The organism is Chryseobacterium sp. POE27 (genome assembly GCF_039727685.1).
GTDB lineage: Bacteria > Bacteroidota > Bacteroidia > Flavobacteriales > Weeksellaceae > Chryseobacterium.
In genome coordinates, this window is sequence record NZ_CP152475.1 from 4,295,874 (window position 1) to 4,320,285 (window position 24,412).

Consider the following 24,412-nt stretch of genomic DNA (forward strand, 5'->3'; position numbering starts at 1 on the left):
AACGCCTTTGCGAGCTTAAAAAGCGGTCAGGTGTTAAAAATTAAGCATTATGATGAATAAAGATATTCAGTAAATCAAATCAAAATAAATCAAATAATAAGTAGATCATGAAAAAATTCATTCTTGCCGCTTCTCTGCTGGTAGCCGTCTATTCCTGTAAAAAAAGAAGAAGGCGCAAAAACAGAAAATAAAACAGAAGTAAATGCCGAAACACCAAAATCTAACAATAAAATCGTAACCCTGAACGGAGGAATTACAGAAATCGTTGCTGCTCTAGGTCACGAAAAAGAAATCGTAGGAACAGACGTTACCAGTACGTATCCTGAATCTCTGAAAGCTACGGCGAAAGACCTGGGACACGTAAGATCAATGACAATAGAGCCGATCATGGCCGTTTCGCCAACCTTGATTTTAGCTTCAGATAAAGACATCAACCCTGAGCTGATGGGGAAAATCAAAGCCTCAGGAATTAAAACCGAAGTTTTCAAGCAGGAGTTCACCGTTGCAGGAACCAAAAAACTGATCGCAGATGTAGCAAAAGCAATCGGAAATACAGATTATCAGAAACTGAATGATAAAATTGATGCTGACCTAAAGCAGGTTCAGCCTATTGCCAAAAAGCCTAAAGTCCTGTTCATCTATGCAAGAGGGAATATGCTGATGGTATCGGGTAAAAACACTCCAATGGCTTCTTTAATTGAATTGGCAGGCGGTGAAAATGCTGTCAATGATTTCGAAGATTTCAAACCATTAACGCCGGAAGCCGTAGTAAAAGCAAATCCTGACGTTTTATTCTTCTTCACAAGCGGATTACAGGGAGCAGGAGGAAATGAAGGCGCGCTGAAAATGCCGGGAGTTTCTCAGACCAATGCCGGTAAAAACAAAAAAATTATTGCGATGGACGGAGGCTTGGTTTCAGGATTCGGACCAAGATTAGGGGAAGCTGCTGTAGGATTAAATAAACTTTTAATTGAAAACACAAAGTAAATTATACGTTTACGTTACAATAAGTGCCATACTGCTTGTCGTCATAGCAGTATGGTCTCTTAATACCGGGGTCTATGATTTCGGGGGCCGGTCTGCATTTGAAGTATTGGGAAAAGTGTTCAGCGGAGATCCTGAATTATCAATGAGTGACAAATATGTGGTATGGGATGTGCGGGCAGCCAGAATTATTATGGCTATTCTGATCGGGAGCATGCTGGCCGTTTCAGGAACAAGCCTGCAGGGGTTGTTTAAAAACCCTTTAGCAACGGGAGATTTAATAGGACTTACCTCGGGAGCAACCTTACTTGCCGCTATTACGATTGTTTTAGGAGGACACTTCAAGCAGTATCTTCCTGAAGCAGTACAATTTTCGCTTGTGGGTATTGCCGCTTTTGTAGGGTCATTATTATCCATGCTGTTGGTGTACAGGATTTCCACAAGCGGAGGAAAAACCAATGTCGTGATGATGCTGCTAAGCGGTGTTGCCATCACTGCCATCGGATTCTCCATCACCGGTTTTTTAATTTATATCTCAAAAGACGATCAGCTGAGAGATTTAACGTTCTGGAATTTAGGAAGCTTAGCCGCCGCCACATGGACGAAGAATATCATTTTAGCCGTTGTTTTAATTATTTCTTATTTCATTTTGATGCCAAAAGGGAAAGCATTAAATGCCATGATGTTAGGCGAAAAAGATGCTCAGCATTTGGGAATTAATGTAGAAAGATTAAAGAAACAGATAATTATCATCACCGCATTGATGGTCGGAAGCTGCGTGGCGTTTTCAGGAACGATTGGTTTTGTAGGTCTTATCGTGCCCTATATTTTAAGGCTTTTATTTAAATCAAATTATGCCTTCATTTTGCCGTTATCAGCCATTTGCGGGAGTATTCTATTATTGACGGCAGACACATTCAGCAGAAGCATTGTAGAACCTTCGGAACTGCCGATCGGAATTCTGACAGCATTGATGGGAGGTCCGATATTCATTGCGATTTTAGTTAAATTCAAAAAATCACTGTCATGATAAAGGCGTGTCAGATCAGTTATAAGCATAAAGAATTCCATATCCTGGATGCAGTGGACGTTCATCTGGAATACGGTGAATTTCTTGCCATCGTCGGTCCGAACGGTGCCGGAAAATCCAGTCTCCTGAGTGTACTGGCGAATGAAGTGAAATCAAAACAGCAGATCTTATTTAAAGATAAAAATATCTCTGACTGGCCTGTAAAAGAATTGTCTAAACACAAAGCCAAATTTTCCCAGCACAACAGCAATGATATTCCGCTTGAAGTGAAAGACGTGGTCATGATGGGACGTTACCCGTATTTTGATGCACAGCCAAAAAAAGGAAGACCACGAAGCTATGAACAAAATGATGTACGAAACCGATGTTTTTCATCTGAAAGGAAGAGAATATAATACCTTATCGGGAGGAGAAAAACAGAGGGTACACCTCTCAAGAGTGATGGCGCAGCTGCAGAACGAAATTGCCCACAAACTTCTTTTCCTCGACGAACCATTGAATAATCTGGATGTAAAGCATCAGTACAAAGCACTGGAAATCATTAAAAATTTCACCAAAAAGGCAAATTCTGCAATAGTCGTTCTCCATGATCTGAATCTTGCAGCACAGTATGCCGATAAAATATTGCTAATGAAATCAGGCAGGGTAGCGGCTTACGGAACGCCGGAAGAAGTTTTTACCGCCGAAAAAAATCAGTGAAGCATACAATTTTCCGTGTACCGTTTGTGACCATCCGATCACTCATAACCCAATGATCATTTTTGGATAATGGACAAAGAAAATTTAAAAATATTAGCACAGAATTTAGCCAATCCGCAAGGCGAAAAAGGCATCGAGATCGGTGAGATGATGAATGATACCAACATCGGAATGACGCTGGAAAGTATTCAGGCACTCCTGATAGAAGACAATGAAAGTATTCTGGAAATCGGTCACGGCAATGCAGGCCATGTTGAAAACATTTTAAATAAAGCCCAACATATAAAATATACCGGGATTGACATTTCCGAAACCATGCATAACGAAGCCCGGAAATTAAATGAATCTTTTAAAGATAAGGCCGGTTTTGTTTTGTATGAGGGGGAAAAACTTCCTTTTGAAGATAAAGTTTTTGACAAAATATTCACTGTAAATACAGTCTATTTCTGGAAAAATCCTGTAGAATATTTAAATGAAATTTACAGGGTTTTGAAAAACACCGGGACGTTTGTTCTGACTTTCGGACAGCGGGATTTCATGGAAAAACTGCCGTTTACACCATTCGGCTTCACCTTATATAATACGGATGAAATGGAAGAAACGGTTTCCCAAAGCCATTTTAAAAGAATGAAAATTTCCGAAAGGCAAGAACAGGTGAAAAGCAAAACAGGAGACGAAACAATAACTAGAAATTATACGATTTTAACCATTAAAAAATAAAAATAATGAGCACATTAGTAAACGATCTTAAAGAAAAATGGGAAGCTCTTAAAGCTGAAAATCCACATTTGAGAATCAGAAATGCAGCTGCAGAACTTGGTGTGAGTGAAGCAGAATTATTAGTAACAAATGTAGGCGAAAGCGTAACGGTTTTAAAGCCTGAATTTCAGAATATTTTAACAGAAGCTGAGCAGTTAGGGAAAGTGATGGCTCTTACGCGTAACGACGAATGCGTTCACGAAAGAAAAGGAACGTATTTAAACGGAGATTTCAGCAGTCCGCACGCACAGCTTTTCGTAGGAGAAGATATCGATCTCAGAATTTTCTTAAACCATTGGAAATTCGCTTTTGCTGTGGTGGAAGGCGATAAAAAAAGCTTACAGTTCTTTGGAAAAGACGGATTGGCATTGCATAAAATTTACTTAACCAAAGACAGCAATGAAGCGGCTTTCGATGCATTGGTTGAAAAGTTTAAAGCTGATGAGCAAAATTCATCCTTCGAATTTGAAACGGTTGCTCCGAAAGCAGAAGAAAAACCGGATGCCGAAATTGATGTTGAAGGTTTCCAAAATGCATGGAGATCACTAAAAGATACCCACGATTTTTTTCATGATGACCAGAAAATTCGGGGTAAGCAGAACGCAGGCATTAAGATTAGCTCCGGAAGGTTTTACCAAAAAAATCGATAGTTCTAAAGTGGTAAACGTGCTGGAAGATGCCTCTGAAAAAGAGCTTCCGATCATGATCTTCGTTGGAAACAGGGGAATTATCCAGATCCACACCGGGAATGTAAAGAAAACGTTGTGGCACCAGCAGTGGTTCAATGTAATGGATCCTGATTTCAACTTACACCTTGATGTAACAAAAATCGCTGAAGCATGGATCGTGAAAAAACCTACAGAAGACGGTGAAGTAACGGCAATTGAAGTATTCAACAAAGAAGGAGATTTCATCGTTCAGCTCTTCGGAAAAAGAAAACCCGGAATCCCTGAATTGCAGGAATGGAAAGATCTTGTAGCAGATCTTGAAAAATAAATAGTTAGATCATTTTCTTAAAGCCGTTTTGTATAGTGCAGGGCGGCTTTTTTTTAATAAGAAGAAATAATAACACCGTCCAAAGTATATAAGACAATGTCTGGAATAAATAAAGCTTCGTCTGAAATAAATGAAGAATTGTCCAAATTATATAAAGCCTTGTCCGAAGTATATAAGACAATGCAATTTGTCACTTGTTGTGCTTTTCGTCACTTCGAGTAGATTTTTGAAAAAAATCGTATCGAGAAGTTATACTGCGAGTTTTCATACTTATAGGTTCTCGATAAAAAATTCTTTCAGAATTTTACTCGAACAGACGGACGAACATTCGTATTGTGTAATTACCGCACACGCCACTTCGAGTAGACTTTGAAGAAGTCGTATCGAGAAGTTCGTGTTTTTTGAGATAATTCTCTATACATTTTTTCTTCACTTTGTTACGAAAAAAACACTCGAATTGATGAATCATATATCAAATATTTCAAAAAAAGGTATTGGTTATGAAAGTGAATTTAGAATAATCTTTCCGACCTTTGCGATACATTAAATAACCTAATTAAGAATGAAAAATATTCTCTCAATACTATTGCTTGCCCTTTTCTGTTCATTCAATGCGCAGGATTTTAAGGCCTATCAATTCTATAACCAGAAAGGAAAAGAAATCAACACCGAAAAATTAGTCAAAGCCCTCGCTGATTACGATATCGTTTTCTTTGGAGAAAACCACAACAGTTCCATCAACCACTGGCTGCAGCTAAAAGTTACAGAAGCTTTATTTGAAAAGAAAAGCGGGCAGCTTATCCTTGGGGCCGAAATGTTTGAAAGAGACAATCAATCTCAGTTAAATGATTATCTGAGCGGGAAATTCAATGCTAAAACATTAAAAGACTCTGCACGATTATGGAATAACTTCTCAACCGATTATAAACCGTTGGTTGATTTTGCAAAAGATAAGAAAATACCTTTCATTGCTACCAATGTTCCCAGGAGATACGCTTCTCAAACTTCAAAAGAAGGACTGGAATCGGTGAAAAATTTACCGGCGAAAGACAAAATCTACATCGCCCAACTGCCAATCAAAGTGACCCTCGAAACGCCCGGCTATCCTGAAATGAAAAAGATGATGGGCGATCATGCGGAAGAGATGAAGGTCATGAATTTCATTTCCGCCCAGGCTATTAAAGATGCTACCATGGCAGAATCGATCCTAAAAAAATTTTCAATCCGGAAAAACATTCATCCATTACAACGGAAATTACCACAGCAAAGAATTCGGCGGTATTTACTGGTACATCAAACAGAAAAACCCTAACCTGAAAATGGCTGTAATCTCTGTTTTTGAATCTGAAACCCCTGAGCTTAAAATCCCTGAAAAAGATTATGTACCAACAGATTTTAATCTTGTGATTCCCGAGGATATGACGAAAACGTATTAGAAGAGCTAAATTAAAAGTTAAAAGTAAGAATTATAACCGAACAAAATTGCCAACATTTTGTTATTCTGAACAAAGCGAAGCGGAGTGAAGAATCTCTTAAGATAACTGCAATAGTTTGAGATAGATCATTACTGAATTCTTTATCGCAAAGTAAATAACCGAACACAATTATCCACAAATTTTGTCATTCTGAAAGAATCCAGACGCAAATCTTTACGTACAATTCTCCAATAAAATGCAGGGGGGGTATCGATAGGAACGGGCTTTAGCCCGTTTTTTCTTGAAAAAATTCAATAGGCTTTAGCCAAAACCTGAAAACATCCTTTATCTTTGTTACTTATTCCATTACAATGAAACAACTGTCTTTCATATTCATACTTTTCATCAGTGTCATCAATGCTCAAAAGCTCACGCCATCAGAAATTTCTCTTATCAATCGGGGAGACATTAGTACTGCTTTACCGATCTACCAGACCACTGATGAACATCAGCATAGAACTTTATTGAGTCTTTCCGCAGAAATCGATCCGTTGGATAAAAACACGGAAATTTTAGTTAAAAGAATGAAAGAATCTTTACTGTCAACTGATGGCGGGGTAGGAATTGCAGCCCCTCAGGTCGGCATCAACAGGAAAGTGATTTGGGTTCAGCGTTTTGACAAGCCGGGCGAACCATTGGAATATTTTATCAATCCTGTGATTGTCTGGAGATCAGAATTACAGAATCTGGGGCCGGAAGGCGATTTGTCGATTCCTGATTTCAGAGATCAGTTTTACAGAAGCAAAGTTATCCAGTTGGAATATGTTGACTTAAAAGGGCAGAAATATTCAGAAATGGTAGAAGGCTTTACCGCTGTCATTTTCCAGCATGAAATTGACCATCTTTTCGGTGTTTTAATTTCTGATAAAAAAGAAAAGGAAAAGAACGACAGGTATCAGAAGGTGGATGCTTTTAAGAAAGTGACGTTTTAAGGTTAACTCATTTCCTATTCATTTCTTCGATCCATTGTAAACGTATTGATCCTTCATAAAAGTCTTTATAAAATTTTCCTGCATTCCAGGCAAAAGATCCATTGTTAAGCTGCAATTGTGGAATCCAAAGATGTGATTCTTCATCCCATACAGTTATCCATTTTCCTTCCTTCTTATTTTCTATATAATATTGACCGTAGAATGCGATAACAGAAGGAAACCAATTATTAAATATTTCTACATTATCTTTATTCCATATTATGGCTTCATCTACAATTTCAAGTCCTTTACGATCGAAGGTTAATTCTTCTTTTTCGATATTTAAAACTTGAGAAAGCTGGTCGATGAGTTCGGGAATATACTTTGGAAAATCTTTACCATATCGATCGGAAATTTTTTGATAGAAGTATTCGGATACATCAGGTTCATTTCTGAAATTTTCATATTGTTTCTGTGCCTCCCGTACCTGGCCCAAACTGCTGAAAATATTAACTTCTAAAATTTGCATTTTATCTCCGGCGCCATTTTTTTGGTTAATTTCATCAATTAAAAAATAAAAACCATTCTTTTCAGATTTATATAAGTTGCCATAAAACGTTTTAATGTAGACCTTTTCTTCTAAAAGCTTAAGTTTATGATTTTTTATCAATGCATCAACATATTTGGGGTAAATTAAGTGCTCATTGGGTTCATAATCTTCCAGAGGGTTACCTCCGGCAAGTTCTCTCATTATATTCTCTTCGTCATTTGAGCTGTAGTATTCTTCTTCAATAATATAGTTATCTGAGGCTAAGGTTTTAAGATCAGGGTATATTCCCGCATATTTTTCTGTTGCTTTATCACTTAAAAATAAAATCTGATCCGTTTTTAATTTATAAACGCCAAAATCCGAATTTCCATAAATAGAATTGAATTGCTGCAGTTTTTGAGGCTTTTCAGTTTTCAGAATATTTAATCCCTGGACGTAGTCCAGCTTATTTTTGTATGAAATATTTTTCTTTAGATTCCAGATTTGATTTTTTACAAATTGTATGTCTTTCAGTTTATTAAAATCATCATCATTGTTTACTAAAACTCCTTGTCTGTCAAAAAATTCAATAATGATACGTCGATCATCCAGAACATATGTTTTAGATGTTAGATTTTTATGCTTTGAAATATTCTTTTTTCCTTGAAATGTCTTAATTAAGTGCGATATTTCTGCACTGTCAACGACAGAAACCTTTATCGTTTGTTTATCTTTATTAATAATTTTCATCTTTTGGGAAAATAGATTATTGGCTACCAATATAATAAAGCATATCGCAATTTTTTTCATGGTTTAAAAGTTATTGGATTGCTTAAAAATAGCTAATATCTTTTAATTTCAACACACGAAACACCTTTGATTTTAATCTTCTTTCCAACTTTTTTCAATAAACCTGTTTCAGGATTTCTTTTAAAAACGACTACTTCATTAGTTCCCGTATTGGCCGTAATCAAAAAATTTCCACTGGGATCAATATTAAATGTTCTCGGATGTTTTCCTTTAACAGATTGATAGCCTATGGTTTTTAATGTCCCGTTGTTTTGAATGGAAAATATAGCGATATTATTTTCATTTCCACGATTGGAAGCATAAAGGAAATTTCCGTCCGGCGAAATATGAATATCTGAACTTTCAAAACCCTCCTTATATTTTGCTGAATGAGTATCAATCCGTTGAATATTTTCAAGTTTTCCATTTTCATAGAAATATACACTTACTGCTCCACCCATTTCTTCAATGCAATAGGCAAATTTTCCATTCGGATGAAAGGTCAAATGCCTCGGTCCGCTTCCAGGAAAAGTTTGTACAAAAGGAGTTTCTGCTTTCTGTAACGGTTTTTCTTTTTCATCTTGAAATTGATAAGCTCTTATTTTATCAGCGCCTAAATCCGGCATAAAAATGTATTTAAAATCCGGAGAAAAAACAGTGGAGTGGATGTGTGCACGATCTTGTCTGTCATGATTTATACTTCCCTCTGAAAATTGAAAATTTTGGACATAAGGTTCAATCTTTCCGTTGTCTGAAATAGGATAAACTGAAACACTTCCTTCCGAATAATTTCCGTTGATAAGCCATTTTCCATTTCTATGTACTGTAAGATATACAGGATTTTCACCACCACTTTTTTGTGTACTAATGAATGTCAACGTTTTTTTTTCAGGACTGAATTCAAAACTGCTTACACTTCCTCCATTCTCGGTTTTGCTTTCTGTGCAGGCGAAAATGTATTTTCCATCCGGCGATATTGTAAGAAAAGAAGGATTTGCTATACCTTTAAAAGAAGTAATTTTTGATAAATTTCCTTTAATAATATCCAATTCATAAACGTAAATTCCTTCTGTATCCTTGTCCCAATTAAATGAACCAAAAAAAGCGTATGTATGTTGAGAATACAAAGTAACCCAGCTGCAGGCGGTAATAAATAAGGCTAAAATATTTTTCAACTTTTTAATACTATTTAAAAGCGCAAACATATAAATGATTTCCGTAGAATACAAATAATGGCTTCAGCCAATATTGGTTTAAAAAACAAAATCTGCTTCCTTGGAAGCAGATTTTATTATAGGGATAAGAAATAATTCTAATTATTAGTTACCGAAAGTTTTACCTCAATATTATTTCTAGTAGCATTAGAATAAGGACAAATCTCATGGGCTTTTTCTGTTAAAGACTGAGCTTCTTCAATGGAAACTCCCGGAATATTCACGTCAAGCTGAACAGCCAGACCGAAACCTCCGTTTTCCAGCTGGCCAATACTTACCTCTGCTGTTACCGTTGTTTCTCCTGTTTTGATTTTCGATAAAGAGATCACTCTGCTCAATGCACTGTCAAAACATGCTGAATATCCTGCTGCAAAAAGCATTTCAGGGTTAGCGAAATCATCATTAGCTCCGCCGAGTGCTTTTGGCATTTTTACTTCAAGATCAAGAACTCCGTTGTCGCTTTTTACATGGCCGTTTCTTCCGCCGGTTGCTGTTACTTTTGTTGTATATAAGGTTTTCATTATTTTTCTATTTTAGTTAATATTTTCTGGACGCTTTTTTTCAGATCAAGCCACTCTTCCTGAGACAGATCCAGTTTTCTGTACATTTTTTCAGGAATTTCGCAGGCCCTTGACTGAAGAGCTTTTCCGGATTCCGTGATGAATACTTCAACGACTCTTTCATCCTCTTTTTTTCGTTTTCTAAGGATAAGACCTTTGGCTTCAAGCCTTTTCAGAAGTGGTGTCAGTGTACCGCTGTCCAGGTAAAGCTTTTCTCCGATATGATTTACAGGAAGCCCGTCATTCTCCCATAATACCATCATCACGAGGTATTGAGGATACGTAAGATCAAGCTCGTCAAGAAACGGGCGGTACAATCCCGTAATCTCCTTCGCGATCACATAAAGTGGAAAGCAGAGCTGATTTTCCAGTTTTAAAGATTCCTGATTTTCCATAATCGAAATTAAATGTTTACTATTTTTTAATGATAAATTCCTCCATCGGAATCCTTACTTTCTTCATGTGGGAAAGCCAGTCGTTTTTCTCGTCTCTGTAACCAAGATAAAGTAAACTTACGCTTTTTAAACCCAGTTCTCTTAGTCCAAGAATCTCATCTACCACTTCGTTGCTGAAACCTTCCGCAGGAGTACTGTCTATTTTCAGTTCGGCTGCCTGTGCCATGGCAAGACCCAGAGCAATATAAGTTTGTCTTGCCGTATGGATAAAATGTTGTTCAGGAGTCTGCGCTCCATAGATTTCTTTAATTTTATCGGTATAGCTGGAGAAACGGCCTCTTGGTAAATCTCTTACATCGGTGTGATGATCGTAAACTTTGTCAATTTTTTCATCAGAATAGCTGTCCCAGGCAGCAAAAACCAGCACGTGGGAAGAATCTCTCATCACTTCAGGATTCAATGCTCCCTGAACCATTCTTTCTTTGAGCTCCTGATTTTCCACAACAATCACGCGGAATGGCTGCAAACCTGATGACGTAGGAGCGAGCCTTGCTGCTTCTAAAATTTTATTTAAATCTTCTTCTGAAACTTTTTTTGACGGATCATACGCTTTTACTGCATGTCTCCAGTTTAAATCTTCTATTAATGACATTTTGTTAATTATTTTATTTGAATTCTACATTGCAAAAATACTACCAAATTAAATTGTGTGCAATTTAATTTTGTTAAATTTTATTTAAATAATTAAAATAGTTAGTGCCAAAACTTATTCAATTTCTATTTTATTTCTGTGCGTTGCTGTGTTTTATTTTTTTGTAATGCTTTCATACTTTCTTCAAAATAAATAATTGAAACATTTTTTCCGGTTGATTAAGATCATAAAAATTATATCTGATATTGAGTAATTTCGATTAATCTGATGCATATTCCATTATATTAAGATCAATACTATAATCTGGATTGAGTTTTATAAACCAGCCCGTATATTTTAATCTTTGTTGTACTGATTGTATGAAAGCAGGCTTTTTTTAATGTTATTTACATTGTTGCTGGCCTCATGTTTGATTGGTCAGAATGTATTAGCATAAATTAATACAAGCGTTGGAGCAGATGGATAATTTTTATGAAAATTAAGACTACTTGCAGAAAAATGAAGATGAAAAGCTCTTTATTTTAAATAAAAATGTTACAAATAAAAAGAATTAATGATTTTAAAACCATCACGCATCGGGGTAAGTTCAGAAGAACTCTCCGTGAGATCTCTTATAAATTTTATTATAGAACTGCAGAACCTTTTTGATTACATCGGCAAATATTTACTTTCGGTAGACGAAACAATAACCGTAGCTGAAAGTGTGACCTCTGGGTTTCTGCAGTTTTCGTTTTCACAGATGAAAGAAGCCTCAAAATTTTTCAAAGGAGGGGTCACCGCTTATACACTGGATGAAAAAGTAAGCTTGTTGAATGTCGACGAGGCTGAGGCAAGTGCCTGCGATTGTGTATCGCCGCATATTTCAGAAACAATGGCACTGAATGTTTCAAAGCTTTTTAAAACCGATTGGTCAATTGCTGTTACAGGCTATGCAACGCCGGTTCCGGAATCAAAGCAAAGGTTGTTTGCCTATTTTTCCATTGTGTACAAAGGCAGAGTTATTCTGTCGGAGAAGCTTGATCTTCATTCCAGAACAAAACAGGTAAACGCTCAGCTGTACTATACTGAATTTATACTCGGATGTTTTAAGCTTGAGCTGGATAAGCATGCTGAAAAACGATCTGAATCCATGAATTAATCCTGCAGAAAAAACTAATAAAATGTACGTTATTATGACAATAATCATAAACTGCTAATGACATATCAGATAAATTTGATCTATCTATAACTTCATTTTTGCAGTCATTTTATAAGCTCCTCGTTTAATGAGGGGCTTTTTTATATGTATTTTTATTTCTATGAACCTTTTTAGATTTTACTTAATAATTTTTAGGATTTCTACTTAATGTTGTTTCATCAAAATAAACGAAGTTTATTCTTAATTTTACCATTAAGAAATTCAGTTTATTGAGCTTTAAAAAATAAGGAATCAATAAATTGATTTAAATTAAGTTAATTGAGAAATTACACCTTAATTACTTAATGTTAAAAATATATTCAGAATTTATACAAGCTCTATAAATTCTTCACACTTGGCTCGGTTTTTATAATACTTTTAATCTGTTGAAATTAAACGTTTTCAAAAAGCATTTAAACTAATCTACGCAACTTACTATGAAAAAAATACTACTCACAGGAGCCACCGGATATATTGGCAAAAGAATGATAAGCGTAATTGCTGCGCAGGGATATAAGGTCGTTTGCTGCTGTAGAGATGCGAGCCGCTTTTCGAAAGATGTGAATATAGACGAATCGCTCATAGAAGTTGTGGAGGTAGACTTTTTGCAGCCCGAAACGCTTAAAAACATCCCTCAGGATATTTCAGGAGCTTATTATCTGATGCATTCTATGAGCAATTCAAACGATTATGAAGACTCGGAAAGAGAATGCGCACAGAACTTTGCCAATTTTATTGAAACCACGGAATGCCGGCATGTCGTATATCTTTCAGGACTTGTGAATGAAAAAGAACTTTCCAGGCATCTCAATTCACGTTTTCAGGTTGAAAAAACATTGATGAAATCTAAAGTACCGGTTACGGTGCTGCGGGCAGGCATCATTATAGGATCAGGAAGTGCTTCTTTTGAAATTATCAGAGATCTTGTCGAAAAGTTGCCGGTAATGGTGGCTCCAAGATGGCTCGATACCAAATGTCAGCCCATTGGGATTGCAAATGTCCTTGATTTCCTGATTTTTGTTCTCTTTAAAGAAGAAAGCTATCAGAAAAGTTTTGATATCGGATGCGATGATGTCCTTACGTATAAAGAAATGCTTCTGGAATTTGCCAGGATAAGGCATCTAAAAAGAAAGATTTTTACCTTGCCGGTGATGACTCCTAAACTTTCATCATATTGGCTTTACTTTATTACTTCCACTTCATACAATCTCGCAACAGCCCTGGTCGGAAGTATGAAGATCGAGGTGATCTGCAGACCCGAAAGCCTTGCCGAAATAAAACGAATTACCGGTGTACAGCCTTTTTCTTATGAGACAGCTTTAGAAAGAACCTTAGCAAAGATTCAGGCAAATGAGATTGTTTCCAGCTGGAAAGACAGCTTTATCAGCAGTCGGAGAGATACCAGCCTGAAAGATTTTATGGAAGTTCCCCATTACGGATGCTTTACGGATCTGAGAAGCGCAGTGTATGACGACCGTGAAAAATGTATTGAAAGAATTTTCAGGATCGGCGGAAATAATGGCTGGTACGGACAGGGCTTATGGAAAATCCGGGGTTTTATGGATCTTATGGTTGGCGGACCTGGATTAAGGCGCGGACGTACTCATCCTGACAGGCTTCATGAAGGTGACGCGCTGGATTTCTGGAGAGTATTGTATGCCGACCGTGAAGAAGGAAAATTAATTCTTTTTGCCGAAATGAAACTGCCGGGAGAAGCCTGGCTTATGTTCAAAATATACAGGGGAAAGCTTTGGCAGAAAGCCGTTTTTCGTCCACACGGAATTTCCGGAAGATTATATTGGTACGCAGTTCTGCCTTTTCATGGAATTATTTTTAAAGGTATGCTTAAAAGGCTCACCAGCGATTCCCGATGATTTTTAAATGAAATTTACCATATTAAAATAACGGCATCATAATATTACGGTATTTCGTATTTTAATTCTATTGTGTATTTGCTTAAATTGTTGGTTTTAAGTGTTTTATTTCCTTAGTGCCAGTTTTTGTAATTATGAGTTTGAGTTGAATTATTAATCAAAAACAAATTACAACAATGAGTACACTAAAATTAAAAGACGGAACAGAGATTTTTTACAAAGACCAGGGAGAAGGACCGGTATTGATGTTTCACCACGGCTGGCCCTTATCTGCTGACGATTGGGATGCACAGGTTATTTTCTTCCTGCAGAGAGGGTACAGAGTCGTAACACACGACAGAAGAGGCCACGGACGTTCAAGTCAGAATATCTACAATCATACGATTGAACAATATGCTTCCGATGCCGCTGAACTGGTTGAATTCCTAGATTTGAGAGACGTAGTACACATCGGGCACTCTACAGGTGGCGGTGAAGTGATCCGTTATGTAAACAAATATGCAAACGGAAGAGCTAAAAAAAGCAGTCTTGATCAGTGCTATTCCTCCGGTAATGGTACAAAGTGAAAACAATCCTGATGGCGTACCAATGTCGGTTTTCGATGGCATCAGAGATCAGACCTTAAATAACAGAAATCAGTTTTATTATGATCTTACTTTCCCTTTCTACGGATACAACAGAGAAGGTGCGAATGTAAAAGACGGTGTTCAGAGAAACTGGTGGAGACAGGGACTGATGGGTGGAATCGTAGCGCATTATGATGGAATAAAAGCCTTTTCTGAAACTGATCTTACTGAAGATCTGAAAGCTGTTGATATTCCGGTTCTTGTTTTACACGGTGAAGATGATCAGATTGTTCCGATTGAAAATTCTGCGATAAAATCAGCTAAATTATTAAAGAACGGCGAATTGATTACGTATCCGGGATTTCCCCACGGAATGCCGACTACAGAGCACGAAACAATCAACAAAGATATTTTGGAGTTTATTAAAAAGTAATTCTTAAGATTATGGCGATTGGTCATATGTAAGACAATTGTTTATTCAAACACCCAGGTTTTATGGAAAATTCAAATACTGAAAATTCAAATTTTGATCCTGAAGATTTCTCTATTGTTCCGCAACGTGGTTTCGACGAGCTGGAGGTAGGAGAGGTGTTCAGAGCGCCGAGCAGAACGCTTACGGATGCTCATGCATCAGCCTTTCAGACGGTATCCTGCGACAATCATCCTATTCATTATGATGCGGAGTATGCCAGACGGTATGGCCATGAGGCGCCGGTAGTACACGGTTTGCAGGTTCTTTCATTCACTGCGCCGGGTGCAACGTTGCTTCCGCATTATTTTGGAAATGTCTTTATCAGTTTTTTAGAGCTTTCCTGCCACTTTCTGAAAGAAGTTCATTCCGGAGATACGCTGTATTCGTCTCTTACGATTACCAATCTGGAACCTCAGGGAGATAAAGGAGTGGTAACAACAAGGGTGACGGTGTATAACCAAAAATCGGAGCTTGTACTGGAAGGTCAGCACAAATACTTGCTGAAGAGATAAATCCTGAAAACTAAAAATGATTAAAGTCTTTAAATTAAGTTTTAAAGACTTTATTTTTTTGATTCGAAACGGACTGCGGGAATCGCTTGTTTTTATAGTTAAAATGTAGGAAATCGGCGGAATGATAAAATTTCGATGAATGGGGCAAAATGGCTCGGTGAATGCTGTAAAAAAACCATTAAAAATCAGTATTTCATTTAAAAATTAAACTGAAAGGAGGGGATAACTATTAAATTTAATTAATTATCATAAATTTTTTCTTCTGTATTAGGCTGGAATTACCATAAAACATATATTTGCAGCCTAAATTTTAAAAATAATGAAAGAATTAATTGAAAAAATCAACGCGGAATTTGAAGCTTTTGCAGCTGAAGCACACCAACAAGCAGAAAAAGGAAACAAAGCAGCTGGAACAAGAGCTCGTAAATCAGCTTTAGAGCTAAGCAAACTTTTCAAAGAATTCAGAAAAGTTTCTGTTGAAGAATCTAAAAAATAATAATAAAGCCGGCTCACGAAGCCGGCTTTGTTTTTTAATGGATATTGCATTTGTATTGCAATTACGTTAAGATTCTATCTGTTTTTTATTTTCAGGCTGTTCGCTATCCAATAGACTTCTGATTTCCTCCATCCTGCTTTCTTTTACAATATAGGTTGTACAGATTTTATTGTTGAGGTTCATGCTGAAATTAACCTGTGGTCCTCTTCTCCACCCCATGGCAACGGTTTTTGATGTGTACTCAGAAAAAACAGGATAAAAGTTTGCCAGGCACAGAAAATTTCTTTTTAATGAGGTAAAAAGCGAAGGATTGTTTCCTTCATCGTCAATTACTCTTATTCTGAATATTTTCTTACCTAATGTTGTTCCGTAATAATATTCGGTTATTGCACCCGAAACAATCACACAGGGAATTGATAGCAGAACGGCTTCAACAGGATTTTTATTAAACAGATAAAAGAAAATGATAGCGAATATTGCCATATCTATCCATTTTGCAAATAGCCTTATCGTCTCATTTCCTTTAAATCCAGGATTATAAGGCAAATAATACTCGTAAGCATGATAGATTCTTTTCCCATACCTGTCAAAATCAGGAGTCGGTCTGTAAATCACTTTTCTTTCTTTAATTTCTGATATTTTCACAACAATTTTTTACAGAATCATACTCAGCTGAATTCTTTTTCGTGCCTCATCGACCTCGGTTACTTTTACCTGAACATGTTGGTGGAGCTTTACCACTTCATTCACATCAGAAACAAATCCGTCTTTCAGTTGGGAAATGTGTACGAGTCCGCTTTCTTTAATGCCCAGATCTACAAAGCATCCAAAAGCGGTTATATTATTAACGATTCCCGGTAAAATCATACCGGTTTTGAGATCAGTGATTTTTTTAACGCTCGGATCAAATTCAAAAACTTTGGCAGCTTTTCTGGGATCTAATCCGGGCTTTTCAAGCTCTTTTAAAATATCTTTAATTCCCAAAATTCCAATATCTTCCGTGATGTATTTTTCAGGATTGATCTGAGAAATTTTCTCTTTGTTGGCAATTAGTTCATGAGTGGTAATATTTAGATCTTTAGCCATTTTTTCGACAATTCCATAAGCTTCAGGATGTACGGCTGAATTATCCAAAGGATTTTTAGGATTGCTGATTCTTACGAAAGCTGCCGCCTGCTGAAACGCTTTCTCGCCCAGCCTCGGAACTTTTTTCAGTTGTTTGCGGTCTTCAAAAGCGCCATGCTCTGCGCGGTAATTCACGATATTTTCTGCCATTTTTTCACCGATCCCGGAGACGTAGCTTAATAAAGATTTGCTGGCAGTATTTAAATTAATCCCTACAGAATTTACACATTTCATCACCGTGGAATCCAGTTCGTTCTTCAGCTGGGTCTGATCCACGTCATGCTGGTATTGTCCGACACCGATAGACTTCGGATCGATCTTCACAAGTTCTGCCAGAGGATCTGATAATCGTCTTCCGATGGAAACGGCTCCGCGAACGGTCACATCGTATGTTGGGAATTCCTCTCTCGCAATTTTACTTGCGGAATATACTGAAGCGCCAGCCTCCGAAACTACGAAAACCTGCAGCGGTTTGTCGAATGCGATTTTTTTAATGAAAAACTCTGTCTCGCGACTTGCGGTTCCGTTTCCGATGGAGATGGCTTCAATATGATAGGCATTCACCATCGACCGTATTTTCTTCATCGCCATTCCAGATTCATTCTGTGGAGCGTGCGGATAAATGGTTTCATTATGCAGAAGATCGCCTTTTTCATCCAGGCAGACTATTTTACATCCGCTTCTGTAACCAGGATCGATCGCCAGAATTCTTTTCTCCCCGAGAGGAGGTGCTAAAAGCAGCTGCGTAAGGTTTTCAGAAAAAATCTCGATGGCTTTTTTATCTGCTTTTTCTTTGGCCTCCTGCAGTGTTTCATTGGAGATGGCGGGTTCCAGTAATCTTTTGTAGCTGTCTTTTATAGCAAGTGAAATGTGTCCGGCTGTTTCGTTGTTTGATTTAATAATGGCATTTTCAATGAATTCGATGGCTTCATCTTTATCGATTCCGATATTGGTTTTGACGAAACCCTCTGCTTCAGCCCTTAGCATAGCCAAAAGACGGTGTGACGGCGTTCTGTTCAGGCTTTCTTCCCATTCGAAATACTGTGAGAATTTCTGGGCGTCTTCTTCATCTTTTTTCGCTTTGACCACTTTTGATGTGATTACCGCTTTCCTTTGGAATAGCCTTCTGAGATTTTTGCGGACATACATATTTTCATTGATCCATTCTGCCATAATATCTCTTGCCCCCTGAAGGGCTTCTTCTTCCGTCCCGACCTGATCGTTGAGGTATCTGGAAGCTAAAGAATCCAAGTTCTGGGCTTTCTGGCTCATGATGATTTTAGCTAAAGGTTCCAGACCTTTTTCTTTGGCAGCATCTGCTTTTGTTTTTTTTCTTTTCTTAAAAGGCAAATACATATCTTCAAGCTCCTGCAGATCAAAGCTTTCTTGAATTCTTTGTTTTAATTCCGGTGTCAGGGCATTTTGTTCGTCAATAGATTTCAGAATAGATTCTTTTCTTTTGACAATCTCTTCAAACTGCTTATTGATTTTTAAGATCTGCTCGATCTGTGTTTCATCGAGATTTCCTGTTTTATCTTTCCTGTATCGGGCAATAAAAGGGATCGTGCAGTCTTCTGCAAGCAGCTGAAGGGTAGAGGAGATGCTTTTTTCTGATATATTGAGAGATTGCTGTATATAATGAGTCGCGTTCATCTTAAAATTTAAACGGCTAAAATACTGACTTTTTAGAAAAATGCGGTGATCTGTGTAAATGAATGCCATATTTTTATAGACTGAGCAATTGTAATGTCGGATTTAAAACTGAAGTTATCAGTAAATAGCATCTTTAATTTGATTTATCCTGGCGGAAAAGTATAGTACCTAAAACAAAAAAACAGCCTCCTTAAGACTGTTATTTATTTAAAGTATCAATTTATTATTTACTGTACTAGTGCATTATAATAAACAGGTATATTTTCTTTATTGTCATACCCCATGATAATGATCTTATAGTTTTTTGCGTCGTTATTATTGTAGAACTTTACATTAGCAGGTGTTCCCGGATCAGTGAGCAGATACGGATTCCAGTACAGAACGCTGCGTACATCATCAGAAATGCTCTTAAAGTTTTCATCGTTGTAGGCTGGTGTTACAAATGGTATTACCTTATCAAATCCATTTAAAGTAATTTTCTTAAGTGCAGAATGACTTTCGGTAATATAAACGGCTCCTGTTGTTCCTCCTTTTTTTGTATAAATAGCAATAGCTTCATGTCCGATACCAAATCCTCCTGTAATAATTTTTACCATAGCAATTTCAGAAGGTGAAATAGAAGATATTAGTGAAGGATTAAGTGGCATTTCATCTAAATATACAGAAATAATATTCCCTCTGAATTTTACCGCGTAATTTCCTATACTTGATGAAACTGATAATCCTGCTACCTTAGTTTGCAGCCACTGAATTATATTTGTGAAGCCAAGTAAAGAGTTATTATTATCGTTTACAAAATCAAAGATCTTTTCGTCTGAGCCTCTGAAGATAGAGCTACTCAAGTTTTCATTGAGTTGGCGGGTCTTGTCTTTTTTCTGAACTTTCAACTTTACTTCTTCAATTAATGTAACTTTTTCATTAATAGAATTTTGTGTTTGCTTTTCGTTTATATATCTTTGAACCTGAGAAGATAATGGCTCGTTCTTATCCCTTTTTTCTAAAATGTAGCCTACTGATGGCATACTTTTTTTTATAGGAAATAAAGTTAAAATCCGGTTGGAAAATCACCTGTATCTGTTCTTTCGGAATTTTTGGATCATTGAGCTGATAAGAAATTTTTATAGCATCCTCAAATGTAAGTCCGCTCATAGAGAAAAAACCATTGGTATCTGTCTTTACCTGTTGAAATCCTGTAGTATGGTCAGGCATTTCAAAAAGTATATTTAGATCTGCGGAATCAGCAGATTTTCCTTTAATTGTTACTTTACCTTTATAAGCTATATAAGGCTTTGGATCATATCTGATGGTAGGATAATTTCCCGCTATAATCATTTTCCAGTCAAATCTTTTCCATTTTTCAGAAATTAAAAGAGCATCTAAAGCTTCCGAGTTATGGTTTTCTTTAAAATATTGCGACGGCATTTCTATTTTAGAAGTGAGATCGCCTGTAAGCCATAGGGTGCTCAGCAAGCTGTTTTCATCTTCTGAACTTTCAGAGGTTCCATCCATCACAAGGACAGTATAAGGGGTATAATCAGTTCCAGATATGCTAAAATTATTCAAAGCTTTGGGTGATTCCTGAAAAGAAGCCTTCATTATTGTTTTTTTTATCTTCAGAATATCAGGCTTTACAAAGCAGAGTCGTTGAGCCAAGACATTTTCTTTATCATCAAAAACAGTTAGTTGAAGAATTCCATTGATGACCTGCTGGGTAGGAATAGAGTAAACGCGTTCCAAGACCTTATCAGAATTTACTTTAAAAACCATTTCGTTGCCTAAAGTTCCAATTATTTTATAAGCGGTTGCAGTTCCTATATTTTTTGATTTCAGTTTAAATTTTATAGCATCATTGGTTACAGCCACCTGGAGATTGACACCGGAAGTCTTTACCTCTGGCAAAGCAGCCGTCTGTTGTTTTCCTTTAGAATCTGTAACGATCAGCTGATAGGCAGAGCCCGCATTGGGCGTCATGGTAAATGAGCCTACATTTTGGTCAAAACCTTTAAAAGAAACTATTTTTACCTCAGGCTTTTGAGTATCGATTACGTAACCCGACCAGTCCGTAGGAGTGGAGCCTTCGGATTTTAGGCGTACAGCAAATTTGGTAGGTATTCCTTCAATAAAAGTTCCGCTTTCGGGGAAGGCGGAGACAGACCATGGAGAATCAGTAGTCTTCACCAGCTTTTCATCTGACGAAGGATTATATACCGTGATCGGTTTTAAGGGCTGAAATTCTTCACTGAAGTTACTCATCCATGTGGTGTATGCTCTTATGTAGTATACATCTTCTTTCAAGTTTTCAGGCAGGGTAAAGCTTCCGTTACCTTCTCCGTTGATCAGGGGGAGGAATTTCTTAGCGATCAATGTTTTATTATGATCATACAGTTCTGCAAATAAAGTAGTTGATACCTGAGAAGGACTGTACCCATCGAAAACAAAGGATTTAAACCAGATATTTTCACCGGCGATATAGCTGTTTTTATTGAGTACAATATGTATTTTCTCCTGTGGATATTTTTCAGAAAATGCTGCAATGGCTTTCTCAGCGCTGTTTTGTGCACACACTGAACTGACAGTGTTGACAACAATTAATAACGGTATTAGTTTTTTGATCATGAAATTTATTATTTGTGCTCTATGAGCGCACAAAATTACAACATTCCCAAACTTTTTACAAGTGATATGTAAATATCAGGAGTAAAGTTTTTAGTTTGTTAATCAGTGTATTATAAATTTATTATTGTTTTATTGATGTATGTTAATGGGATGAGGCATGAAGTTCTCTATTTTTGAATATCAGAAGCAAAAAATATTTATTATTTTCAGCTGTTCATCATAATAAACTTTTAAAACAAATTAGATAATATGAAAAAATTAAGCGTCATTGCATTGGTAGGAGTAGGATTGCTTGCAGCATCTTGTAACAAAGAAAAATCTGCGGAAAACGCAGCAACATCTACAGAACAGAAAGTTGCGGAAAGCAAAGGGGAAGTATTGGCTGTCGATACGGCGGCATCTGTCGTAAACTGGAAAGCTTTCCACAAAGGCGGTATGGCGCCACGTTGGGGAACTTTGATGGTGAAATCCGGTGATCTAAACATTGAAAACGGAAATGTTGCAGCGGGAAATTTCGTGATCGATATGAATTCTCTTAAAGTAGATCCGGCTTCAGTAACCGAAAAAGATAAAAAGCCGGCAGATCTTGAAGCACATCTTAAAAACCCTGATTTCTTTGATACAACAAAAAATCCTACTTCAGAATTTAAAATCACGAATGTAGCGGATCTTAAACAAGCACCTGCAGATGCAATTGCCGGAGCCAATAAAACCGTTAGCGGAAATTTGACTTTATCAGGAAAAACAATGAATGTAACCTTCCCTGCAAAGGTCGACGTAACGGAGACTTCTGCTTCCATCCAGGCTAAGTTCACGGTAAACAGAGCTGATTGGGGGATCAAGTTCGGAACTTCCGAAGCCGATCCGGCAGAATGGATGATCAGCAAAGACATCGAAATCGCTGTTGACGTAAAAGCAAAAAAAATAATATTGTTAGATATAAAATCGTTGAAGCTGCCTTTTTTAAGGTGGCTTTTTTTATACATTTTAGTTTTTTGCCCAGAAATTTTCAGGGTAGTTTACAATTTCAACAAAAAAATTGAGGCTGACCAAACTTTTTTGGACAGCCTCTTCTATTATTGCTTGCGGATAAGATTAGATTTTTATTTGGTTAATAGATAGCGAACTATTATTACTTTATAAACATTCTATCTACAGCAAGTGTAACACTATCTTTCTCTTTAAAATCTGAAAAATTATTTATTATACCAATTACACTTTCATTTTTATTAATTGGTATTGAGCAATAATAATGATCAATATTTTTGAGACAATCTAATTTTCCTTCTTTAATTATCTTTCTTTTAACTGTGTCAGAAATAGTATAATCAAAGTACACCTGATTTGTTTTAAATTTTGAAATAGGAAAATAGAAATAAAAACTTACTTTATTCTTATCAAATGATTTAGTATAAAATTTACTCACATTTTTATCAAGTTGCCCGTTTTTATATACTTTAATTTGATTTTCAATCTGTTTATCAAGATATATATATTCTATTTCATACTTTTCCCCAATAATCTCATTATTAATCTTCCACCAACCGTGCTTAGAATTATCATGAATATTCATGTTACCTTCTATTGTATAATCTTTGTTACTACCATTAATCTTTATTATAGAATCATTGATTTTTGTTTTAATAATTTTATAATTATTTAGTTCAGTTAACTGAAATAAATTTTCCTTTTTCTCTTTATTACAATTAATAAGAATTAATAGAATAAAAATACTTGCGATTATTTTAATTTTACCATCCATATGTTTTATAATGCCATCCTTTTTTATATTCAACTTCGTTAATTGAATCAACTTTGTTCTGAAGATTTTCTCTTCCTTTACTCATATTTTTTTCAAGAACTGTTTTTATAGTATCATGCGGATAAGGATAATAGAGAGTAGCGCTAATGTTTATGCTGTCATTACTCTTGAAATTGAAAGGATTTCCAACACCTTCTGCATCAAGACCAAATTGAACAAGAGCTTCTTGAAAACCTGTACTTCCACCAGTAAGTTTTGTGTTTCTTCCATAAAACATAAATATTTGTTCGAACATATCGTTAATTTCAATATTATCTCTTGGTCTAAGTTTATTCAGTGTTTCTTTATCAGGATCATTTACCCCTCCTGAAAAACTATAAAAAGTTTCATTAGTGCTACTAATCAGACTTGCTAAATAAGACGAAAGTCCTGTGATAGCTACATAAGAACCGCCTTCCCATTTGTCATTTGAAGGGGTTGCAAATTTCATCATATTATATTGTCCATATTGCGCCCCGTCTGCATCAGTCCACCAACTTAAAACACCGAAATTATTATATAATCCGAAGCTTTGTCCGTTTTGCCAAGCAGACATTAGATCTTTGTAGGCTTGGGTTTTCCCAAAAGTGAGACTTCCCCCACCGCCACTTCCAGGATTCTTCCACAATGACATTCTGTTGGCACCTGTAATCATTCCCTCAAAGAAATTACCACCCATAATAGTGGTATTAGGATCGAAATCCCAATGTCCGTATATATCCCATTTAGTCGCAGCCATTCCATCCGGATCAATAAAGTTCACAGGATTATTAAATGCATAATTATATGGAGAATACCTTCTCATCTGCTCTGCCAACGGATCAATTACACCCCATCTGCCGATGTCAGGCATATACATCCTGGCTCCGAAGTCGTTCCAGCCGGTTTCTGTCTGGTACTCTTTACCATTGTACTGGTATTTGTAAGAAGTACTGTTGACCGAAAGAACATTAATATCATGTCGTAATCCAAACGGATAGTAATTATTTTCTTCAAGAACTTCTGCGCTGCCAGTGGTGTTTTATCCAGATGGTATGTATAGCTGTAAATATATTGATTATTTTAAGATTTTTGTATTAACATAAAATAAAACAGATGATCCAAATGACCATCTGTTTTCTATTAAT

The 24,412-nt window shown here is 36.5% G+C and carries 20 protein-coding genes and 4 pseudogenes; 13 read left to right on the plus strand and 11 right to left on the minus strand.

The annotated features are described in order from the left end of the window. The first annotated feature begins 107 nt into the window (after positions 1-107). The 7 genes and pseudogenes from AAHI02_RS20635 to AAHI02_RS20665 all read left to right on the plus strand — a co-directional run bounded on the left by AAHI02_RS20635 (position 108) and on the right by AAHI02_RS20665 (position 6,875). Positions 108-987: pseudogene (locus tag AAHI02_RS20635) on the plus strand (ABC transporter substrate-binding protein). After that, a complete protein-coding gene (locus AAHI02_RS20640) occupies positions 971-2,014 on the plus strand; it encodes an iron ABC transporter permease (protein ID WP_346984769.1) in 1,044 nt (347 codons plus the stop codon). The pseudogene AAHI02_RS20635 and the gene AAHI02_RS20640 overlap by 17 nt, the downstream one beginning before the upstream one ends. Next, a pseudogene (locus tag AAHI02_RS20645) lies at positions 2,011-2,783 on the plus strand (heme ABC transporter ATP-binding protein). Before AAHI02_RS20640 ends, AAHI02_RS20645 begins: the two are co-directional and overlap by 4 nt. After that, complete coding sequence (locus AAHI02_RS20650) at positions 2,783-3,433, plus strand: class I SAM-dependent methyltransferase (protein ID WP_346984770.1); 651 nt, start codon at positions 2,783-2,785, stop codon at positions 3,431-3,433. Before AAHI02_RS20645 ends, AAHI02_RS20650 begins: the two are co-directional and overlap by 1 nt. Positions 3,434-3,438: 5 nt before the next feature. Next, a pseudogene (locus AAHI02_RS20655) lies at positions 3,439-4,468 on the plus strand (ChuX/HutX family heme-like substrate-binding protein). A 562-nt stretch (positions 4,469-5,030) separates the two neighbouring features. After that, positions 5,031-5,780, plus strand: coding sequence for a ChaN family lipoprotein (locus tag AAHI02_RS20660; protein ID WP_346984771.1), 750 nt, complete (start codon positions 5,031-5,033; stop codon positions 5,778-5,780). Positions 5,781-6,254: 474 nt separating this feature from the next. Continuing rightward, complete coding sequence (locus AAHI02_RS20665; RefSeq protein ID WP_346984772.1) at positions 6,255-6,875, plus strand: peptide deformylase; 621 nt, start codon at positions 6,255-6,257, stop codon at positions 6,873-6,875. Between the two features lie 7 nt (positions 6,876-6,882). Here the strand turns inward: AAHI02_RS20665 and AAHI02_RS20670 are convergent, their stop codons facing one another. From AAHI02_RS20670 to AAHI02_RS20690, 5 genes are all read right to left on the minus strand, one after another. Next, a complete protein-coding gene (locus tag AAHI02_RS20670; protein WP_346984773.1) occupies positions 6,883-8,193 on the minus strand; it encodes a hypothetical protein in 1,311 nt (436 codons plus the stop codon). Positions 8,194-8,225: 32 nt separating this feature from the next. Further along, the gene (locus AAHI02_RS20675) at positions 8,226-9,347 is read right to left on the minus strand and encodes a lactonase family protein (protein ID WP_346984774.1); all 1,122 of its coding nucleotides are present in this window, start codon (positions 9,345-9,347) and stop codon (positions 8,226-8,228) included. Positions 9,348-9,484: 137 nt separating this feature from the next. Next, a complete protein-coding gene (locus tag AAHI02_RS20680) occupies positions 9,485-9,907 on the minus strand; it encodes an organic hydroperoxide resistance protein (RefSeq protein ID WP_346984775.1) in 423 nt (140 codons plus the stop codon). Next, positions 9,907-10,341: a MarR family transcriptional regulator gene (locus AAHI02_RS20685; RefSeq protein ID WP_346984776.1), complete on the minus strand. Its 435-nt coding sequence runs from the start codon at positions 10,339-10,341 to the stop codon at positions 9,907-9,909. The genes AAHI02_RS20680 and AAHI02_RS20685 overlap by 1 nt, the downstream gene beginning before the upstream one ends. A gap of 19 nt (positions 10,342-10,360) precedes the next feature. Then, positions 10,361-10,993, minus strand: coding sequence for an NAD(P)H-dependent oxidoreductase (locus AAHI02_RS20690; protein ID WP_346984777.1), 633 nt, complete (start codon positions 10,991-10,993; stop codon positions 10,361-10,363). 553 nt (positions 10,994-11,546) lie between these two features. On the opposite strand from AAHI02_RS20690, the gene AAHI02_RS20695 reads away from it, so the two are divergent. From AAHI02_RS20695 to AAHI02_RS20715, 5 genes and pseudogenes are all read left to right on the plus strand, one after another. Further along, positions 11,547-12,131 (plus strand): nicotinamide-nucleotide amidohydrolase family protein, encoded by a 585-nt coding sequence (locus AAHI02_RS20695; RefSeq protein ID WP_346984778.1) that lies wholly within the window; start codon positions 11,547-11,549, stop codon positions 12,129-12,131. A gap of 476 nt (positions 12,132-12,607) precedes the next feature. Further along, positions 12,608-14,044, plus strand: coding sequence for an SDR family oxidoreductase (locus AAHI02_RS20700; protein ID WP_346984779.1), 1,437 nt, complete (start codon positions 12,608-12,610; stop codon positions 14,042-14,044). Between the two features lie 176 nt (positions 14,045-14,220). Continuing rightward, positions 14,221-15,043: pseudogene (locus AAHI02_RS20705) on the plus strand (alpha/beta hydrolase). Positions 15,044-15,105: 62 nt separating this feature from the next. Further along, positions 15,106-15,594 (plus strand): MaoC family dehydratase, encoded by a 489-nt coding sequence (locus tag AAHI02_RS20710; RefSeq protein ID WP_346984780.1) that lies wholly within the window; start codon positions 15,106-15,108, stop codon positions 15,592-15,594. 319 nt (positions 15,595-15,913) lie between these two features. Continuing rightward, positions 15,914-16,090, plus strand: coding sequence for a histone H1 (locus AAHI02_RS20715; protein ID WP_346984781.1), 177 nt, complete (start codon positions 15,914-15,916; stop codon positions 16,088-16,090). A gap of 66 nt (positions 16,091-16,156) precedes the next feature. On the opposite strand, the gene AAHI02_RS20720 is transcribed toward AAHI02_RS20715, so the two are convergent. The 4 genes from AAHI02_RS20720 to AAHI02_RS20735 form a co-directional block, all read right to left on the minus strand. Continuing rightward, complete coding sequence (locus AAHI02_RS20720; RefSeq protein ID WP_346984782.1) at positions 16,157-16,735, minus strand: RDD family protein; 579 nt, start codon at positions 16,733-16,735, stop codon at positions 16,157-16,159. 9 nt (positions 16,736-16,744) lie between these two features. Then, on the minus strand, positions 16,745-18,868 hold the full coding sequence (locus tag AAHI02_RS20725) for a Tex family protein (protein WP_346984783.1): 2,124 nt from the start codon (positions 18,866-18,868) through the stop codon (positions 16,745-16,747). 227 nt (positions 18,869-19,095) lie between these two features. Beyond that, complete coding sequence (locus AAHI02_RS20730) at positions 19,096-19,890, minus strand: hypothetical protein (RefSeq protein ID WP_346984784.1); 795 nt, start codon at positions 19,888-19,890, stop codon at positions 19,096-19,098. Further along, positions 19,853-21,484, minus strand: coding sequence for a hypothetical protein (locus AAHI02_RS20735; RefSeq protein ID WP_346984785.1), 1,632 nt, complete (start codon positions 21,482-21,484; stop codon positions 19,853-19,855). Before AAHI02_RS20735 ends, AAHI02_RS20730 begins: the two co-directional genes overlap by 38 nt. A gap of 249 nt (positions 21,485-21,733) precedes the next feature. Between AAHI02_RS20735 and AAHI02_RS20740 the strand changes: the two genes are divergently transcribed. After that, on the plus strand, positions 21,734-22,606 hold the full coding sequence (locus AAHI02_RS20740; RefSeq protein WP_346984786.1) for a YceI family protein: 873 nt from the start codon (positions 21,734-21,736) through the stop codon (positions 22,604-22,606). Between the two features lie 10 nt (positions 22,607-22,616). On the opposite strand, the gene AAHI02_RS20745 is transcribed toward AAHI02_RS20740, so the two are convergent. Next, entirely contained in the window at positions 22,617-23,246 is a 630-nt protein-coding gene (locus AAHI02_RS20745; RefSeq protein ID WP_346984787.1) for a hypothetical protein, read from the minus strand. Continuing rightward, on the minus strand, positions 23,236-24,240 hold the full coding sequence (locus AAHI02_RS20750; protein WP_346986646.1) for an RHS repeat-associated core domain-containing protein: 1,005 nt from the start codon (positions 24,238-24,240) through the stop codon (positions 23,236-23,238). The genes AAHI02_RS20745 and AAHI02_RS20750 overlap by 11 nt, the downstream gene beginning before the upstream one ends. Positions 24,241-24,412: the final 172 nt, after the last annotated feature.

What these genes read in the sequence shown, in the direction of transcription:
- AAHI02_RS20650 (WP_346984770.1), top strand. Translation starts at nt 2,783, where the DNA reads ATGGACAAAGAAAATTTAAAAATATTAGCACAGAATTTAGCCAATCCG.
- AAHI02_RS20660 (WP_346984771.1), top strand. Translation starts at nt 5,031, where the DNA reads ATGAAAAATATTCTCTCAATACTATTGCTTGCCCTTTTCTGTTCATTC.
- AAHI02_RS20665 (WP_346984772.1), top strand. Translation starts at nt 6,255, where the DNA reads ATGAAACAACTGTCTTTCATATTCATACTTTTCATCAGTGTCATCAAT.
- AAHI02_RS20670 (WP_346984773.1), bottom strand. Translation starts at nt 8,193, where the DNA reads ATGAAAAAAATTGCGATATGCTTTATTATATTGGTAGCCAATAATCTA.
- AAHI02_RS20680 (WP_346984775.1), bottom strand. Translation starts at nt 9,907, where the DNA reads ATGAAAACCTTATATACAACAAAAGTAACAGCAACCGGCGGAAGAAAC.
- AAHI02_RS20685 (WP_346984776.1), bottom strand. Translation starts at nt 10,341, where the DNA reads ATGGAAAATCAGGAATCTTTAAAACTGGAAAATCAGCTCTGCTTTCCA.
- AAHI02_RS20690 (WP_346984777.1), bottom strand. Translation starts at nt 10,993, where the DNA reads ATGTCATTAATAGAAGATTTAAACTGGAGACATGCAGTAAAAGCGTAT.
- AAHI02_RS20695 (WP_346984778.1), top strand. Translation starts at nt 11,547, where the DNA reads ATGATTTTAAAACCATCACGCATCGGGGTAAGTTCAGAAGAACTCTCC.
- AAHI02_RS20700 (WP_346984779.1), top strand. Translation starts at nt 12,608, where the DNA reads ATGAAAAAAATACTACTCACAGGAGCCACCGGATATATTGGCAAAAGA.
- AAHI02_RS20710 (WP_346984780.1), top strand. Translation starts at nt 15,106, where the DNA reads ATGGAAAATTCAAATACTGAAAATTCAAATTTTGATCCTGAAGATTTC.
- AAHI02_RS20715 (WP_346984781.1), top strand. Translation starts at nt 15,914, where the DNA reads ATGAAAGAATTAATTGAAAAAATCAACGCGGAATTTGAAGCTTTTGCA.
- AAHI02_RS20725 (WP_346984783.1), bottom strand. Translation starts at nt 18,868, where the DNA reads ATGAACGCGACTCATTATATACAGCAATCTCTCAATATATCAGAAAAA.
- AAHI02_RS20730 (WP_346984784.1), bottom strand. Translation starts at nt 19,890, where the DNA reads ATGCCATCAGTAGGCTACATTTTAGAAAAAAGGGATAAGAACGAGCCA.
- AAHI02_RS20735 (WP_346984785.1), bottom strand. Translation starts at nt 21,484, where the DNA reads ATGATCAAAAAACTAATACCGTTATTAATTGTTGTCAACACTGTCAGT.
- AAHI02_RS20740 (WP_346984786.1), top strand. Translation starts at nt 21,734, where the DNA reads ATGAAAAAATTAAGCGTCATTGCATTGGTAGGAGTAGGATTGCTTGCA.
- AAHI02_RS20745 (WP_346984787.1), bottom strand. Translation starts at nt 23,246, where the DNA reads ATGGATGGTAAAATTAAAATAATCGCAAGTATTTTTATTCTATTAATT.